Annotated in this window: 16 protein-coding genes; 3 read left to right on the plus strand and 13 right to left on the minus strand. The window is 44.4% G+C overall.

Going from position 1 to position 18,007, the window contains the following annotated elements:
• Positions 1-127 precede the first annotated feature (127 nt).
• Positions 128-2,476 (plus strand): PilZ domain-containing protein, encoded by a 2,349-nt coding sequence (locus OCU90_RS14010; protein WP_004734471.1) that lies wholly within the window; start codon positions 128-130, stop codon positions 2,474-2,476.
• Between the two features lie 90 nt (positions 2,477-2,566).
• On the opposite strand, the gene serB is transcribed toward OCU90_RS14010, so the two are convergent.
• Positions 2,567-3,547 carry a phosphoserine phosphatase gene (serB, locus tag OCU90_RS14015; protein WP_061022456.1) on the minus strand — a complete coding sequence of 327 codons (981 nt, stop codon included), beginning with the start codon at positions 3,545-3,547 and terminating at the stop codon, positions 2,567-2,569.
• Between the two features lie 109 nt (positions 3,548-3,656).
• On the opposite strand from serB, the gene OCU90_RS14020 reads away from it, so the two are divergent.
• Positions 3,657-4,268, plus strand: a complete 612-nt coding sequence (locus OCU90_RS14020) for a YtjB family periplasmic protein (protein ID WP_017080011.1) — start codon at positions 3,657-3,659, stop codon at positions 4,266-4,268.
• Between the two features lie 238 nt (positions 4,269-4,506).
• Here OCU90_RS14020 and deoD read toward each other — a convergent pair whose 3' ends face one another.
• From deoD to ubiT, 12 genes are all read right to left on the minus strand, one after another.
• Complete coding sequence (deoD, locus tag OCU90_RS14025; RefSeq protein ID WP_004734474.1) at positions 4,507-5,226, minus strand: purine-nucleoside phosphorylase; 720 nt, start codon at positions 5,224-5,226, stop codon at positions 4,507-4,509.
• A gap of 64 nt (positions 5,227-5,290) precedes the next feature.
• The gene (locus OCU90_RS14030) at positions 5,291-6,511 is read right to left on the minus strand and encodes a phosphopentomutase (RefSeq protein WP_061022459.1); all 1,221 of its coding nucleotides are present in this window, start codon (positions 6,509-6,511) and stop codon (positions 5,291-5,293) included.
• 76 nt (positions 6,512-6,587) lie between these two features.
• The gene (deoA, locus tag OCU90_RS14035) at positions 6,588-7,916 is read right to left on the minus strand and encodes a thymidine phosphorylase (RefSeq protein WP_026012373.1); all 1,329 of its coding nucleotides are present in this window, start codon (positions 7,914-7,916) and stop codon (positions 6,588-6,590) included.
• A 111-nt stretch (positions 7,917-8,027) separates the two neighbouring features.
• Positions 8,028-8,804 (minus strand): deoxyribose-phosphate aldolase, encoded by a 777-nt coding sequence (deoC, locus tag OCU90_RS14040; protein ID WP_017084237.1) that lies wholly within the window; start codon positions 8,802-8,804, stop codon positions 8,028-8,030.
• 523 nt (positions 8,805-9,327) lie between these two features.
• Positions 9,328-10,590, minus strand: a complete 1,263-nt coding sequence (locus OCU90_RS14045) for a NupC/NupG family nucleoside CNT transporter (protein WP_004734478.1) — start codon at positions 10,588-10,590, stop codon at positions 9,328-9,330.
• Between the two features lie 204 nt (positions 10,591-10,794).
• Positions 10,795-11,607 (minus strand): TatD family hydrolase, encoded by an 813-nt coding sequence (locus OCU90_RS14050; protein ID WP_061022461.1) that lies wholly within the window; start codon positions 11,605-11,607, stop codon positions 10,795-10,797.
• Positions 11,588-11,743, minus strand: coding sequence for a DUF5363 family protein (locus OCU90_RS14055; protein ID WP_157936472.1), 156 nt, complete (start codon positions 11,741-11,743; stop codon positions 11,588-11,590). Before OCU90_RS14055 ends, OCU90_RS14050 begins: the two co-directional genes overlap by 20 nt.
• Before the next feature lie 105 nt (positions 11,744-11,848).
• Positions 11,849-13,429, minus strand: a complete 1,581-nt coding sequence (gene prfC / locus OCU90_RS14060; RefSeq protein WP_004734481.1) for a peptide chain release factor 3 — start codon at positions 13,427-13,429, stop codon at positions 11,849-11,851.
• Between the two features lie 173 nt (positions 13,430-13,602).
• Positions 13,603-14,058 carry a ribosomal protein S18-alanine N-acetyltransferase gene (gene rimI / locus OCU90_RS14065; RefSeq protein ID WP_004734482.1) on the minus strand — a complete coding sequence of 152 codons (456 nt, stop codon included), beginning with the start codon at positions 14,056-14,058 and terminating at the stop codon, positions 13,603-13,605.
• Complete coding sequence (locus tag OCU90_RS14070) at positions 14,051-14,449, minus strand: DNA polymerase III subunit psi (RefSeq protein ID WP_061022549.1); 399 nt, start codon at positions 14,447-14,449, stop codon at positions 14,051-14,053. Before OCU90_RS14070 ends, rimI begins: the two co-directional genes overlap by 8 nt.
• Before the next feature lie 154 nt (positions 14,450-14,603).
• Complete coding sequence (locus OCU90_RS14075; RefSeq protein WP_004734484.1) at positions 14,604-15,107, minus strand: GNAT family N-acetyltransferase; 504 nt, start codon at positions 15,105-15,107, stop codon at positions 14,604-14,606.
• Positions 15,091-15,618, minus strand: coding sequence for a ubiquinone anaerobic biosynthesis accessory factor UbiT (ubiT, locus tag OCU90_RS14080; protein ID WP_004734485.1), 528 nt, complete (start codon positions 15,616-15,618; stop codon positions 15,091-15,093). Before ubiT ends, OCU90_RS14075 begins: the two co-directional genes overlap by 17 nt.
• Positions 15,619-15,876: 258 nt before the next feature.
• On the opposite strand from ubiT, the gene OCU90_RS14085 reads away from it, so the two are divergent.
• Complete coding sequence (locus OCU90_RS14085; protein ID WP_061022464.1) at positions 15,877-17,916, plus strand: sensor domain-containing protein; 2,040 nt, start codon at positions 15,877-15,879, stop codon at positions 17,914-17,916.
• Positions 17,917-18,007: the final 91 nt, after the last annotated feature.

Raw genomic sequence — 18,007 nt, forward strand, 5'->3', positions numbered from 1 at the left:
GTTGTCAATTTGTGACTTGTTTGACCGTACGGGTGAAAATAAAAGTTGCAGTCATACCACTTATACTTAAAGATCGATTTAAACTAGTCGATAACATAAACGTACCGTCCATTCTAACAAGAAAAGTATGCAGCAATCTGAAATTCTATCTGTAGCAGAGCGACTCATCCCAGCCTACCACGCTGAGGATTTCGACTTCCTTCTTTCTCAAATGACAGAAGGTGAATCCCCGTCTCTGAAATTGCTCGTTAAAATGGAACTGAATCGTATCATGGCTCCGTGCACAAAGAGCATTGATTTACGCGGACGTATTGACACTGAATGTCGTCAATTTACGTTAGATGGTCGTAAACACTGGCTTGATGATATTGCTTTGAACGCGTATCAACGTGGTACTAAAAAGTTTAAAGGCTATACAGAGGGCGCGTGGGAGTTAGTGATGACTCCGCGAACTCAGCCACTTCGTAATATCGTTAAAACCTCGTCTCAACATAATCAAGATCTCACTAACGCTAATAGCCCGTATGAAGCGGAAGCCATTAACCTCGGTTACGACTTAAAGCGTCAAGAAAACAGACTCAAGATTAGCTCACAGGTTGAGATCACCACATCTAAAGGCCAAAGCCTACATGGTGTGACGGTTGATATTTCCCCGTCAGGTGCAAAATTCAAGGTACCGAGCGCCTTTAAGTACAACCTCGGTGAGATCATCAGCGTTAAGTTCACAGAGCTTATCGAAAAGTCGCAAGAAAACGATGTTTACCAAGCGGTCGAATTCCGCGTTCTGGGCATTGATGAGTCTTACGAGAATAACGCCGTCAAATTTTTAAGAACCATCAAGGTAAGCAATAACAATATTGTAGCCCGCTTGCTTGATGAGTCTTTGAATAGCTCAAGCAAGAAAACCAGCCATGAGAATCAAGATAGAATCATTCGAACTCGTACTAGAGGTATCGAACACACCTATCTTAAGCACACCTGTAATCTTCCTCTTTTCTTTAGCGGCAGTGAACTAAAGCTTGCTCTACTAACGGATAATAACCATCCGCTGTGGCAATACTGGCACGATGAGCGAAACCAACAAGCACTGGGTACCCTGTTCAACGAACAACGAATGAACTTGCTGGCTAAACCTGGCGTAAAGGGAACCAGTAACGTTATTTACTCGTTTACTCATGAGCATCAAGACAAGACCTTGTTCTACTCAATGATGCTTCCTGAAGCCTCTCGTGAGCAAAGACAGTTGTTCTGGCACATCGGTGGTAAACGTAAAAGCTGGAAGGCGTTCAAGTTCTCGGTGTTCGAACTTTCAGACACCGAGCGACAAGCCTTAGCCAAGCACTCGGATACGTTAGCTCAAAGCTCAGCACAACTGACGCATTGTGGAATCTTGCAAGAGATTGGCGATCACGAAAGTGCGGCTGACTATCTATTGAGTGAAAAACCACGCATTCCAAGCAGTGAACTGAACCGCTTCCGTCATCCGCGATCTGTAGTGGGGAATATTCAAAGTATCTACTTCGACTCTCAAACTCGTCGCAAAGAACCGAGGTATCAATTTAAGTCACCGTTACAGCTCACCTCACAAGATGGCGCCGCGGCTAACGGACATACCTTAGATATCTCAAAACGTGGACTCAGCATTGCTCTTGAGCATCCGATGGTACTCAAGATTAATGACCCGGTATTAGTAAACTTCAATGAACTGCAGCTCTACGACAAAAACCTGCCATTAAGCACCGTGCCTTACCATGTAATTCGAGTCAGCCCGAATGGTCGCAACGTGCAGTTGGTTATCGCCGAGAACACGAAGACAATGCGTACTATCGCCTTTCTCAATGGGCTTATCGATCAAAACCAAAGCAAGTTGATTAAGAAGAAAGAGATACTTCCAACACACTCTCTGCTCGAGTCTCTACACAACATTTTGCTGAGCAAGATGGTCAGCAACCCAATATTCATTGATAAACCGGGCTCAACACTGCGTTGTAAGATCATTGGCGTAAACTTCCCGCTGAATAAACACTTAGCACTGCTCGCTAAACTTGGCCACAACCAAAAGTTCTCTCTCGAACCAATTTTCAAAGGGCACTCTAACTCGCTGTTGGCTGAACCACTGAAAAGAATTGAAGGTGCTGAACCTAAACACCATGATGTCTATATTGCTGCGGTTAAGTTTGGCGACAAGATCCAATCCGTACATACGAAGTTGGTCAAAGACTTCGCCTCGGCAAAGGAACGCATCTTATTCATCAAGAAAGCTCAACATTTAGGTGACGTGTATGTACTACGAGTCACTACTGCACCTATTTTTAATCCGCTAACGAGTTTATTCCAGTCTGATTTAGAAGAGCTCTCACGCATCAGCATGCACCAAGCTAAGAAGCTAGAGAATGAGGTCACTGCTTTTATTGGTTATGGTGAGATAGAAGATATTACCGATGAAGTGTTGATTCGATTGGAGCTGACACGCTAGCCTACAGCGGCGTTTTAACTTGAACATGAAATAGAAAAAGCAGGCTGATAGCCTGCTTTTTTTGTATCCGTTATACCGCCCTAAATATGACTAAGGCTTCGCTTGCCAGCTGATTTTTTGCTGCTTAGCTAACACACCCGACAAGATGCAAAGTACCCCGCCTAAACCGGCATAACGTACAGCGGTTTGAGCTTGTTGCTCTACTTTTGGTTTCGCATGGAAGGCGATGCCTAAACCTGCAGAACCCATCATAACCAAGTCATTAGCACCATCACCAACGGCAACAGTGTTATGCAGTTCCAATTCGTACTCTTCAGCCAACTCTACCAAGATATCCGCTTTAGTCTGCGCCGAAACAACATCGCCTAAGACTTCACCCGTCAATTTACCATTAATGATTTCAAGCGTGTTTGACTGAGCGTGGTCAAGATCAAGCGTATCTTTCAGATAGTCTGAGAAGTAAGTAAAGCCACCTGAAGCAATTGCCGTCTTCCAACCAAGCTTATTCAGAGTATTCACTAGCTCAACCAAGTCTGGCATGAATGGCAATGATTGACGCACTTGCTCCAAAATAGATTCATCCGCACCTTTCAGTGCGCCTACTCGTTGACGTAGGCTCTGTTCAAAGTCGAGCTCACCTTGCATTGCTCGCTCTGTGATTTCAGAGACTAACTCCCCTACTCCAGCTAGCTTTGCAATCTCATCGATACATTCAATTTGAATCGCTGTGGAATCCATATCCATTACAATCAAACCTGGCTTAGATAGGTCTGGGACCTCGCTAAGGCAAGCATAATCAAGCTTTAAGGCCTGTAGGATTTCTTCGTGTGCTGGTGTTAGGTTGCCTGACATCAAAGCCACTTCATAATGCCCTACCTTCCACGTATCAAGAATGGTGTTGTAAGTGCCTGTGAAAAAATCGATGTCATCGAATGATTGTGGTGATAGATACTCACCGAATACAATCCAGTTGGCTTTGGCTTTAGCGAGTTGAGAAGCGAAACGAGTCTCGGGGAGTCGAGTTAATAATGTTGTATGCCTTTTTATCGGCAGATATTTCTGAGCGTCCATGTGTATGATTCCTAATTAACTATGCTAAACGTTAACCTATTGCAATTTGAAAACGCAAGTCTCAATATGTCTTAATCATAACATTTGTTTATTTCAGGCTTCGTGAAACATGAATGAATCATTGTTCTCAATACGTAACGCTTTACGAATGCTAGCCCTCATTTTGCTGGCTACTATGTTCGTTGTAACGATTAAAAATACAGTCGTGATCAGTAAAGGTAACGAGAAGATCCAAGCAAAGCAGCTAGAAACGCTGACTAAGTTGCTTATCTCTCAGGCATCACTTTCTGCCAGTAAAGCGATCACACAACAAGACCAAGAGCGACTGCTTGATCTCACCAATCAGCTGTCTCAGGATCGCTTGGTATTCGATACCACGATATACGATGCAGAGGGGATTCGACTGGCTTCGAGTGAAAAAGCACTCTCAGTACGCGAAGTTCTAGGATTAGATACGCCACTTTCAACAGCAAGTATCGGCAGACAGCAATTAGTTGAACCTATCTACTCTCCAGAGAAAGCGATCATTGGATTCATTCGTGTGACCTTTGAAACGGGTAAGATGACGGCGATTTCTGATCACCATTATCGTAAAAGTGATCGCTACATGATCGGCATGGTGTTGATGGGGTTTGTCAGTGGCGTGCTGTTTGTCATGCTCATTCGTAGAAGAAAAACCAAGTCTGGTGAGAACTTGCTGCTTAAGAATGCAAACTCATAAGCTTTGTCATAGGGTCTTGGACCTTGGAATCACGAAATAAAAACCTCGGATTAGGCAAGATGAATTATTTCGATTGAAATCACATAGCCTTCAGAATCCAAGAAATAGCACTCAGTAATACATCATTACCAATAAAAAGCCCCGACGCTCAGGCAGCAACGGGGCTTTTTGTTATCTGTTAATTTGGCTAGCTATATTTATTCGAGAGCTAGAAACGACTTAAACCACAAAGTAACTCTTATTCTTGATCACCAAGAAGCACAGAGTCTAGTGCGATAACCATCATGTCGTTGAAGGTCGTTTGACGCTCATCTGATGTGGTTTGCTCACCAGTTTTGATGTGATCAGAAACAGTACAAATAGTCAGAGCTTTTGCGCCGTATTCAGCACACACACCATAGATACCTGCAGCTTCCATCTCGACGCCAACAATGCCGTACTTATCCATCACCTCAAACATCTCTGGATCTGGCGTGTAGAACAACTCCGCTGAGAACAGGTTGCCCACTTTTACGTCTACACCACGCGCTTTTGCTGCATCTTCTGCCGCACGCACCATTTTGTAATCCGCAATAGCCGCGAAGTCATGACCTTTAAAGCGAATACGGTTCACTTTTGAGTCAGTACACGCGCCCATGCCAATCACCACATCACGCACTTTGATATCTTCACTCACTGCACCACAACTGCCGACACGAATGATCTTTTTTACACCAAAGTCTTTGATCAGCTCAGTCGCGTAAATAGAACAAGATGGAATGCCCATACCGTGCCCCATAACCGAAACCTTACGACCTTTGTAAGTACCCGTGTAACCAAACATATTACGAACATCACACACCTGAACCACTTCTTCTAAGAAGGTTTCAGCGATGTATTTAGCACGTAGCGGATCGCCTGGCATTAGAACTACGTCAGCGAAATCACCCATTTCAGCATTAATATGTGGAGTAGCCATTGAAAATATCCTTAATCTCAAAACAAAAAAGAAGAGAGAGGTTTCCCTCTCTCTTAGTTAACCATTATAGAAAGCTTGTACCGTATCCCATTGGCGATGTGCCAAAGTATGACGCTAAGCTTTGACCGATATCAGCGAAGGTATCACGACGGCCTAGAGAGCCTGCTGGAACCTTGTTACCGTAAACAATCACAGGGATATGTTCACGAGTATGGTCTGAACCCGGCCATGTTGGATCACAACCGTGGTCTGCAGTTAGGATAAGCACGTCATCTTCTTTCATCATATCGATGATTTCATGGATGCGGCCATCAAAGTACTCAAGCGCAGCTGCGTAACCTGCAACATCACGACGGTGGCCGTATGCTGAGTCGAAATCAACGAAGTTAGTGAACACGATGGTGTTGTCGCCAGCTTCAGTGATCGCTTCTTTGGTTGCTTCAAATAGCGCTGGAATACCTGTTGCTTTGGTTTTCTGAGTGATACCACAACCTGCGTAGATATCAGAGATCTTACCGATTGAGTGAACGTTGCCGCCCTTCTCATCAACCAGTTTCTGAAGCACCGTCGCCGCTGGTGGCTCAACAGAAAGGTCACGACGGTTACCAGTACGTTCGAATTGACCTTTACCTGCGCCAATAAACGGACGAGCGATAACACGACCAATGTTGTAGTCAGCTAGCTCTTCACGAGCAATCTGACAAAGATCTAATAGGTTTTGTAGGCCGAATGTCTCTTCATGACATGCGATCTGGAAAACAGAGTCTGCAGAAGTGTAGAAGATTGGCAGGCCAGTCTTCATGTGTTCTTCACCTAGGTTATCTAGGATTTCTGTACCCGATGAGTGGCAGTTACCTAAGAAGTCAGACAGACCAGCACGCTCAAGGATGCGGTCAGTCAGTTCTTTTGGAAAGCTGTTCTCTTTGTCAGTGAAGTAGCCCCAGTCAAACAATACCGGCACACCTGCGATTTCCCAGTGACCTGATGGCGTGTCTTTACCAGAAGACAGCTCAGCAGCATGACCGTAAGCGCCAATGATCTCAGCGTCTACGTCCATACCAGGAGCAAAACGACCTGTCGACTCTTTGTGAGCCATCGCTAAACCTAGCTTAGACAGGTTTGGCAGCGTTAGTGGACCTTTACGATCCGCGTTGTCTGCAAGGCCTTGATCACAATGGTCAGCAATGTGACCCATTGTATCCGAACCTACATCGCCGAATGTGTCAGCATCCGCTGTTTCACCGATACCGAATGAATCTAAAACTAAAATAAATGCTCTTTTCATTTTCTTCACCAACTTATTGCTCTTTGCACCAGAACTCTGTTTATCGGTATACACGAGGTATACCGATATCTGTTATTTACACGTCTTCAGAACGAATCTGACGGTAAACATCTGGCGTTGCTGTATATTCTCCGCCCACAGTGATTGCATTTTGTAATGCCGTCGCAGCTTCTTGCCACTGTTGTTCATTGCGAGCATGAATCATTGCTAATGGTTTATCGTCGCTTGCTACTTCGCCAAGGCGAATGAAGCTATCAAAACCGACTGCGTAATCAATGCTGTCTGTTGCTACGCGGCGACCACCGCCCATACCAACGACAGCCATACCAATTGCACGCGTATCCATCGCAGATACTACACCGCTTTCGAGTGCGTACACTGGTTTAACAATTTCTGCTTTTTCTAGGTAGTTATCGTAGTTCGTTACGAAATCTACTGGACCACCAAGGCCCGCTACCATCTTACCGAAGCACTCTGCTGCTTTACCGTTATCCAGTACTGCCATCAGTTTTTCACGCGCTTCATCTGAATCTTTTGCTAGGTTACCCAGCACCAACATTTCCGCACACGATGCTAGCGTGATTTCCAACAAACGTGGGTTACGGTATTCACCAGTTAGGAATTGAACCGCTTCACGGACTTCAACTGCGTTACCCGCTGAAGAAGCCAGAACTTGGTTCATGTCCGTTAGGATTGCTGTTGTTTTAGTGCCTGCACCGTTTGCTACTGCAACGATAGATTTTGCTAGTTCTTCAGAGGCTTCATACGTTGGCATGAATGCGCCTGAACCGACTTTTACGTCCATCACTAGAGAATCAAGGCCAGCAGCCAGTTTCTTAGATAGGATTGAAGCGGTGATTAGCGAGATGTTATCTACTGTTGCTGTGATATCACGAGTCGCGTAAACACGCTTGTCAGCCGGTGCTAGGTCGCCCGTTTGGCCGATGATCGCCACGCCAGCTTCTTTGGTTACGGCACCAAACACATCGTTGGTTGGTGTAATGTTGTAACCAGGGATAGATTCTAGCTTGTCTAGCGTACCGCCAGTGTGGCCTAAACCACGACCAGAGATCATTGGAACGAAACCGCCACATGCTGCCACCATAGGGCCAAGCATCAAAGAAGTTACGTCGCCAACACCACCAGTAGAGTGTTTATCAACGATTGGGCCATCAAAGTTCATGTGGCTCCAGTCAATCACCATGCCTGAATCACGCATTGCACATGTTAGTGCGATACGTTCTGGCATCGTCATTTCATTAAAAAAGATAGCCATTGCGAATGCGGCAATTTGGCCTTCAGAAACCGTGTTTTTAGCGACACCTTGGATGAAAAAGTTAATTTCTTCTGTGGTCAGAACTTCGTTATCACGTTTTCTGCGAATAATTTCTTGAGGTAGATACATTAGTGCCTCCCAAACTCTAGTGAGTATGGTGTGTAGGGAAAGAGGTAATATGGAGTGACTTAACGCCACTCCATCAAACAGACTTAATTGTTATATACCCGAATGGGTAAATTAGTATGCTGCTGGATCAGCAGTTTCGTCTGTCACTTCTAATGTATTAAGAAGGTTAGTCAGTAGGCTTGAAGCACCAAAACGGTAGTGCATGTTGTCTGCCCATTCAGCGCCTAGTAGCTCATCAGCCATTGCTAGGTAAGCTTGAGCATCTTCAGCTGTACGTACGCCACCAGCGGGTTTGAAACCAACAGTTTTAGCCACGCCCATGTCACGAATAACTTCAAGCATCATGCGCGCGAACTCAGGAGTCGCGTTTACTGGTACTTTACCTGTTGAAGTTTTGATGAAGTCTGCACCCGCTTTGATACAGATCTGAGAAGCTTTCTTGATCAGTGCTTCTTCTTTTAGCTCACCAGTTTCGATGATCACTTTAAGCGTGATGTCACCACAAGCGGCTTTACATTGCTTAACTAGCTCAAAGCCAACTTCTTCGTTGCCAGCAATAAGAGCACGGTATGGGAATACTACGTCAACTTCGTCTGCGCCGTACGCTACCGCTGCTTTCGTTTCTGCAACAGCAATTTCGATGTCGTCATTACCATGAGGGAAGTTAGTTACAGTCGCGATGCGTACTTCTGGAGTACCTTGCTCACGCAACGCCTTCTTAGCGGCTGGGATGAAGCGAGGGTAAATACAGATTGCAGCGGTGTTACCAACTGCAGTCTTCGCGTCATGACAAAGCGCCACTACTTTTTCAGTAGTATCGTCATCATTTAGCGTCGTTAGGTCCATAAGTTTAAGTGCACGTAGAGCTGCTGCTTTTAAATCGCTCATTTCTATCTCCGATCAATATATTCAAATAGTTAACTACTTCGCCACCCATCCAGTATAGATGGATATTTTAGTAATGCTCAGTAGTCACAAATGAACGGACTTGGTTCCCTGAAGACTTGATAACTTTCGCTATCAATTGCAATCCTTGTCACCGCACAGTACCAGTTTGGTCTATGGCACAACAAATCAGTCATGTTGTGTCTAACATCTATAGCGTATCGCTAAGTTTGGCTTAATCCCAGAAGAATAACCTTTAGATAAATCCAAGCAGTTACTTTCTTGCCAACAAGAGACATCCTGTCCCTTAAGCTTATACATTATAGGTATCCATCAATAAATTGTAGTGCTCCTTAGAACGCAAACGGTTTGTATCTCAAAAAAACATTCTAGACCCATTTTCGACTCCAAGCATTCACTCATGCTAATGCTCAAAATCACTAGGCCCAAAAACAAAAAAGCCCCGCAGCAATTTCTTGCTACGGGGCGATATTATTATGGCGTCTATATATCGATTTCTAACTGATTAGAAAGACAGGAAGAAGCCAGCAATTGTTGCTGCCATCAGGTTAGATAGAGTACCAGCTACAACCGCTTTAACACCCATACGTGCGATGTCGTGACGACGGTTTGGAGCAATACCACCTAGACCACCTAGAAGAATCGCAATTGAAGAAAGGTTTGCGAAACCACATAGAGCGAACGAGATAATTGCTTGAGTCTTAACAGACATTACTTGACCAGTCGCTTCAACGATTTGAGCGTTGTCACCGATGTATGGTACGAAGTTTAGGTATGCAACGAATTCGTTAACAACTGTCTTCTGACCAATGAAAGAACCAGCAATAGTTGCTTCTTCCCATGGAACACCAATGATGAATGCTAACGGTGCGAAGATCCAACCTAGAAGAAGTTCTAGAGTTAGGTTTTCCATACCGAACCAACCACCGATGCCACCTAGGATACCGTTGATAAGAGCGATTAGACCGATGAATGCTAGTAGCATTGCACCAACGTTAAGTGCTAGTTGTAGACCAACTGACGCACCGCCAGCAGCTGCATCGATAACGTTAGCAGGCTTGTCGTCGCCACCGTCGATGTCTGAACCTAGGTTCTCGTCAACTTCATCAGTTTCAGGCTTGATGATTTTAGCGAATAGTAGACCACCAGGTGCTGCCATGAATGACGCTGCTACTAGGTACTCTAGAGGTACACCCATAGATGCGTAACCCGCTAGTACACCACCAGCAACAGATGCTAAACCACCACACATTACTGCGAATAGTTCAGAGTTAGTCATTTTAGGAACAAATGGACGAACTACTAGAGGTGCTTCTGTTTGACCAACGAAAATGTTTGCTGCTGCAGACATTGACTCGGCGCGAGAAGTACCTAGAGCTTTCTGAAGACCACCACCAAGAACCTTGATTACAACTTGCATCGCACCAATGTAGTAAAGTACAGAGATAAGAGCAGAGAAGAAGATTAGTGTTGGTAGAACTTGGAATGCAAAGATGAAACCGATACCGTCAACTGAGAAGTTAACAAGGCTACCAAATAGGAAGCCAGTACCATCTTTACCGTAGTCGATCACGTTTGCTACACCAGCAGAGAAACCTGCAAGTAGATCACGACCCCAAGGGATGTAAAGTACGAATGCACCAAGTGCGAATTGGATAGCGAAAGCGCCACCCACTGTTCTGATATTAATTGCTTTGCGGTTGTCGGATAGTAGTACTGCGATTGCAATCAGTGCAACCATTCCGACGAGGCTCATAAACAGGCTCATAGTTTATGACTTCCTTATTAGTTATTTATTGGCGTGTTACAAAATGGGGCTATAAAGCGGAGGCAATTATACTCATGCGACCACTAATAAAGTAATGCCGTCCTCACACTTTCGTACAAGATTCATGTACCATTCACACGCAAATGTGAACCAAATCACAAGCTCAGTGCAATTTACGCAAACGATAAACAAAAACCTTCGATTTTATTCACATATACCGAATGCACGATGGCTATTTTGCCAAGTTTGCGCTGCAACCGATTGCTTTGGCTCTTTTCTAAGCAAAAATAGTTCATTTAAGATCGTAACTAAATGTTTGGAATGATTAACATTTCCTTGATTACCATACGTGGGCATATCCGGTGCATCCGTTTCTAATACCAGGCATTCAAGAGGCAGTTTTGCGATGGATGTGCGTGTTTTTTGTGCTCTTGGGTAAGTAATCGTTCCACCGACACCAATATAGAAACCGAGCTTGATCCACGCCAAAGCTTGCTGTTCACTCCCTGAAAAACCGTGAATCACCCCGCCAAAAGTGAACTTGTGCTGCTTTAATAATTCAATGAGTCGGTTATAAGACTTCCTCTCATGGATGATCAAAGGCAGCTCAAATACCTTCGCTAGCTCCATTTGTTGGATGAAAAAGCGTTCTTGTTTCTCCCGCTCGACATCGACAAAAAAGTCGAGACCACACTCTCCTATCGCAACGCATTGACCGGTTCTTGATGAGAGTAATTGGCGAAGCTCTGAGAATTGCTCGTCATTGGCTTGATCTAAAAAGTAAGGGTGGAAACCTAAGGCGTAGTAAACATTAGGGTAAGATTTGGCGATTTTATCGAGCTTCGACCAGTTACTTTGGCCAATAGAAGGAATAAGAATCTTCTCGACTTGAGCTTGTTTCGCTTCTTTAAGATAGCTATCAATACTTTGATCCGGTGTAAAACCTTGCTCAAACGCCTCAAAATCCGCATGACAATGGGTATCAAACAGCGGAAAGTCACTTATTTGCTGTGTCATCTTCCCTACTCTCTGTTTGTTTCCCTTGGGGATCACGACGATAAGCAACACAACTGCGCTTGTTCTCAGGCGTTAAACCAAGCTCTTCACACCACTTATCGTATTTCTTAACCCAAGCTTTAACCCAACCCAAAATACTCATGCTCAAACCTCAGTATTCATCCTCAAACAGCACGTATTAAAAAACGCCTACTGCAGAACAATAGACGTTTTTGTTTAACTCGAATAGAGCGCGGAGAAATTAGTGCTCGCGCGTCGCTCGGAACTGAACGTCAGGGAAACGCTCAGAAGCTAGGTTCAAGTTCACCATTGTAGGTGCGATGTAAGACAGGTTATCACCACCATCTAACGCTAGGTTAGCTTGGTTCTTACGTTTGAACTCTTCTAGTTTCTTCACGTCATCACATTCAACCCAGCGAGCTGTTGCAACGTTAACACCTTCGTAGATAGCTTCTACGTTGTATTCCGCTTTCAAGCGCGCTACAACTACGTCAAACTGAAGTACACCAACCGCACCAACGATCAAATCGTTGTTCTGCATAGGACGGAATACTTGTACTGCGCCCTCTTCAGAAAGCTGAACCAAACCTTTTAGAAGTTGCTTCTGCTTTAGTGGATCGCGTAGACGAATACGACGGAATAGCTCAGGCGCGAAGTTTGGAATACCAGCGAACTTCAAGCTTTCGCCTTGAGTAAAGGTATCACCAATCTGGATTGTGCCATGGTTATGCAAGCCAATGATGTCACCAGCATACGCTTTTTCAGCTCGCGCACGGTCGCCCGCCATGAAAGTTACCGCATCCGAAATACTTACGTTCTTGCCAGTACGAACATGATTCATCTTCATACCTTGGTTGTAAGTACCCGAAACGATACGCATGAATGCGATACGGTCACGGTGCTTTGGATCCATGTTTGCTTGGATCTTAAAGACGAAGCCAGAGAACTTCTCTTCTGTCGCTTCAACATCACGCTCGTTAGCTTGACGAGTTTGAGGACCCGGAGCCCACTTAGTCAAACCATCTAGCATGTGGTCAACACCAAAGTTACCCAATGCTGTACCAAAGTAAACAGGCGTTAGTTCACCAGCAAGGAACAAATCGAGATCAAACTCAGGACATGCGCCAATAACCAATTCAAGCTCTTCACGAACACTGCTCGCCAGATCTTCGCCAACAGCTTCGTCTAGTTCAGGGTTATCTAAACCTTTAATGATGCGAACTTCTTGGATCTCATGGCCGTGGCCAGATTCGTACAAGATCGTTTCATCACGATGAATGTGATAAACACCTTTAAACTCTTTACCACAACCGATTGGCCATGAGATTGGAGCACAAGCCATACCTAGCTCGCTTTCCACTTCATCAAGCACTTCCATTGGGTCACGAACGTCACGGTCAAGTTTGTTCATAAACGTTACGATTGGAGTATCACGTAGACGCGTTACTTCCATCAGTTTACGAGTACGATCCTCGACACCTTTCGCAGCATCGATAACCATCAAACAAGAGTCAACCGCTGTTAGTGTACGGTACGTATCTTCCGAGAAATCTTCGTGTCCTGGAGTATCGAGTAGGTTTACTAGGCAATCATTATATGGGAATTGCATTACCGACGTGGTTACCGAAATACCACGTTCTTTTTCCATCTCCATCCAGTCAGATTTAGCGTGCTGGTTAGAGCCACGACCTTTTACGGTACCCGCTTTTTGAATTGCGTTTCCGAATAAAAGAACTTTTTCAGTAATCGTGGTTTTACCCGCATCCGGGTGAGAGATAATTGCAAACGTTCTACGTTTGCTCACTTCTTGTTGGAAAGACATAGTCGCCCTTTGCTGATCTAAAGCGTAAAAAGGGCAAGTAGATAATACTTGCCCTTGAATTCTGTGTGCGGATTATACAGAAAGCGAGTCACTTTCTAAAGGGTCAGTTTACACCCTATTTTGTGGCTAATTCTGTGGTTAGTTATCTAGTCGGCTAAAAGACGTAACACGCCCTAACTAAACGACATAAAAAGATAGCTCATAATGATCGCATCTTCGTTGCCTTGCTTGGTTGGGTAATAGTTACGACGGCGATCGACTTCATTAAAGCCAGCCTTCTCGTAAAGATTGAAAGCATTCACATTACTTTCGCGAACTTCCAGCCAAGCACTTTCCGCGTCAGCTTGTTCACACATATCGAGAAAGTGCTCAACCAAAGCCTTGCCGTAGCCTTTACCTTGCTGCTTAGGGTCAACCGCTATCGTCAGCAAAGTAACCTCACCGACAATGTTCTGAGCATAGAAATAGCCGACAACCTCTCCATCGACTTCTAAAACACGGTGACTGCCTCCACGACTATTAAGATCACGGATCATATTTTCAGACCAAGGATGAGAATGCGCGGTCTGCTCAATTTGCCAAATTGCGTCTAGGTGTTGTTCTGAAGTGGGTAAAAATTGATTAGTCATAAGCACAAATTTGTTGCCATAAGTCGCGGCGATGTTGGTTATTACCGTTAATGTCAGACAGTAATGGAGATTGAAGTGTTTTTGCCTTCAGTTCATGGGCAGAGTCACAACCAGCAAACCATACCCATTCAACCGAACCTAAATCCACAGCAGACAAGTGTTGTGGTTGAAGGTGTAAAGCCTGAGATAAGTCGAGCTTGATACTTTTAAGTACGCGTTCAAACATCACGGCGAGATCTTCCTGAGGTTTTTCAGGCGAAACCAGTAGCAACTTACAGTCGCTCGATAGTGGAATCAATTCAGATTCGTAGCCAACCAAACGCTCTGGGTGACTAAGCTCCCATTGGCTGATGCCTATCTCTTGCAGGTATTGTGCGTGTGTTTGTGACATATCTAGCGGTGTAACCTTAGGTTTGTTGGTATTGCTCTTCTTAGAGCGAACTGAAAAGGAGCTCATTGGGGCTGATACTAACAAAAAATAAAGGAGCATCAAGCTCCTTTATTTATACTAAATCAGTTTGTATCGGATTACGTGGTAAATCAGCTTATAAGTCGTTGAACTCTGGGCTGTAAGCAATCTCACCAGAATGCCCAGCAAACACACCCTCTACCAACTCAATCGCTTGGAAAGCACCTTCAGGTACATCCCAAACACAACTCAAGCCAAACTCGCTCGCAGCCTTAAAACCAAAGCGGCCGTAGTAAGCAGGATCACCAAGCACAACACAGGCTGGGTAACCGAAATCTACCAATGTAGAAAATGCGTCTTCAACCAGTGATTTGGCAATACCTTGATTGCGGTACTCTTCTTTCACTGCGAGAGGCGCAAGTCCCTGCCAGTTATGATCGTCACCATGGAGAGTGATAGGACTAAACATCAGGTGACCAACCACCTCGCCCTCATCAGAACAAGCCACCAGCGATAGCGTTAAATGGCTATTCTCACGCAAGCTCATAACCAAATTAGCTTCTGCATCTGTTTCAAAAACAGATTTCAATAAACGATCAATGACAAGTATATCTGCCGGTGCTTCAGTTCGAATAAGCATTCATTACCTCACTTTGTGTATCTGGGGATTGTACTCCCTTCTGCACAAAATCAGCTAATTGATTTAACAAAGTTTTCATAGGAGTCGGCAATACGTCTAAATCTACGCTATCCATCAAGTTTTTGACTTCTAAACCAAGCTCTGTATCGCCCTCAATAGACAGTCTACGTTGAAAGAAAAGCGTATCTGGGTCTTCTTTACGCCCGGCAATCAGCACAAGATCGTTAAGGTTTCCGCTAAAGCTTACATCTTCAACAACCTCGTTATCAGCTACAACTAGTTGCTCATTTTGATAGCTAATACACCAACTTAACCCCATATCTTTTATTGAGACTTTAAGCCACTTGTCTTCTAAGAATTCAAAGTCACCGTCCTCTAAAGCTTCCTTAAAGACATTCTTAAGCGCCTCCAATAAGGCTCTTTTTTGTACTGTTTTAGGCAATAACTGGACTGGAGATCGCAAAATTGATGCGGCATTTTGAACTAGTTGAGTGCGAATCTTGTTTATCACGTGACTTATCCGTAACTTTGTCAATAATATGGAATGCATCATAGATGATGTTGAAATCTCAGTTACTGTTATGTATCAAATTAACTTCGGTTTGATACTCGACCTTTAATATCCTGAAAATCACAGTTATAGTAACTCAGGTCATGAGAATTACAGCGGATCGCTGCACTCACAGGTAAATATCGATAGCCACACAAAAAGTAATAAATATTTATCGATAGTGAATATTCAAGCTCTTGGAGAATTGGTAGTACTTTGATGCCTCCCCAGCAACTACAACATTGGTTTACCCAGCTAACAGCAAACAGTCCGTTCTTTTTTGCGGTACTTGACGCCCAACATAACTATTTTATGGTTAATGAGCGTTACTGCGATATTGCTGGTTTGAGTAAAACCGAGCTTGCTGGCATGAATGACCGCCAAACATTAGGTGAGCAATTCTACCAACATCTTAAGCCTTACTATGAGCGTGCATTCAATGGCGAAACGATTGAGGCCGAAGTCACTCTCAACGAAACTGACCTCGATACCAGCCTTCATTTCAGCCTATCTCCGCTGACGAATGGCAACAAAACCGACTACATTGTCTTTCATGCCTTCGACACATCAGAAAACCAAGTACTTGCCCGTTCTTTAGAAGAATCCGAAGCGAAATTCCACAAGCTATCTCACCTACTCCCTGACGGATTACTGTTAGTTGAAAGTGACTACATCTTGTCATCAAACCCAGCAGCAGCACGCTTGCTCGGCTTTAACTCCACCACCGAGTTAATTGGCGAAGAGTTGGGACGATTATTCATCGATGAACAAACCAAAACAGTCTTCAATAATAACCTCAGTTCTATTATTTCTGAGTCTGGTTTGGTTTGCTTAACGGGTGCCCGATGCGGATTTGAACGTAAGGTTCAACTCAACATCGACTCCACCACTATTCTTGGAAGTAACACTCAGCTTGTGCTTATCCAAGATGCACAAGAGACCACAAAGCAGTATACGCCTGCAAACAGTGAAGATGCCTACATCGATGCACTGACCAAGCTCTACAACCGAGTTGGGTTCACCAAACGTCTTGAGCAGTTCATTCAAAACGATACGCCAGTTGTGATGCTCTACTTAGATATTGATAACTTTAAGAATATCAATGATTCACTAGGTCATCATATTGGCGATAAAGTGATTAAAGAGGTTGCTTCACGCCTAAAACGTTTACTGCCTCGTCAGGCCGTTATTGGTCATTTAGGCGGGGATGAGTTTGGTATTATCCTGCCAGAACCTGAACATCAGCGAACGCCTGAAATGCTCGCTGAAAAGATCATTTCCCTGATCAATCAACCCTTCGATCTTCACCACTTTAGTAAGCGCTTAGCCTGCTCGATTGGCAGCGTGAGCTTTCCTCAAGATGGCACCGATGCTCGTATCTTGCTGCAAAATGCAGACACCGCGATGTATGAAGCCAAAGATCGTGGTCGTAACCGCCTGATCAAGTTCAACGAACAGATGAACAAAGAAGCGCGTATGCGATTGTGGTTGGAGATAGAGCTACAAAAAGCACTGCAACAGAATGGACTTGAGGTTTGGTATCAACCTAAGGTCAACGCGCGTGATTTCACCATCAACGGTGCAGAAGCGTTAGTGCGCTGGAAGCACCCAGTAGAAGGCTACATCAGCCCTGCCGCATTTATCCCTGTAGCGGAACGAGCTGGCCTTATTGAACAACTTGGCCGAGTGGTGATGCGTGAAGTATTTGCCACGGTTAAGCGCTGGAAGATGCAAGGTATCTTGCCAGGTAGAGTGGCTATCAACTTGTCTCCAGAGCAATTTGGTAACCCGAAACTGATTGATTACGTTGAAAAGTTACTTCGTTCAACAGAGCTTGACCCTAGTGCTATTACGTTTGAGCTGACAGAAAGTGCTGTGATGAGTGACAGCGACCACACGCTACAAATGCTCAACGCTATCAAGAAATTAGGATTCGCCTTGTCCATCGATGACTTTGGTACAGGCTATTCATCGCTGTCTTACCTAGCTCGCTTCCCTATTGATGAGCTTAAGATTGACCGTGCGTTTATCTCTGATATCGACACCCTACCAAAGCAAATAACTGTGATTGAAAACATCATTAACCTTGGCAAGTCTCTCGATTTAACCGTGGTTGCAGAAGGTGTCGAAACCAGTGAGCAAGCGACGCTTCTATCAAACCTCAACTGTAGTTCCATTCAAGGTTTCCACTTCTATCGTCCTCAACCAAAACAAGACGTCGAAGAGCTGTTCGCACAAAACCGCCGTCATAAGAACTAATTAGACGATTCGAATACGTCATCCTCTGAAAGCTAAACCAACACATAAAATGGCTACTCGTCAGTACCTCAAACGGAGTAAAAGCAGATTT

The sequence above is a fragment of the Vibrio splendidus genome (genome assembly GCF_024347615.1).
Taxonomy (GTDB): domain Bacteria; phylum Pseudomonadota; class Gammaproteobacteria; order Enterobacterales; family Vibrionaceae; genus Vibrio; species Vibrio splendidus.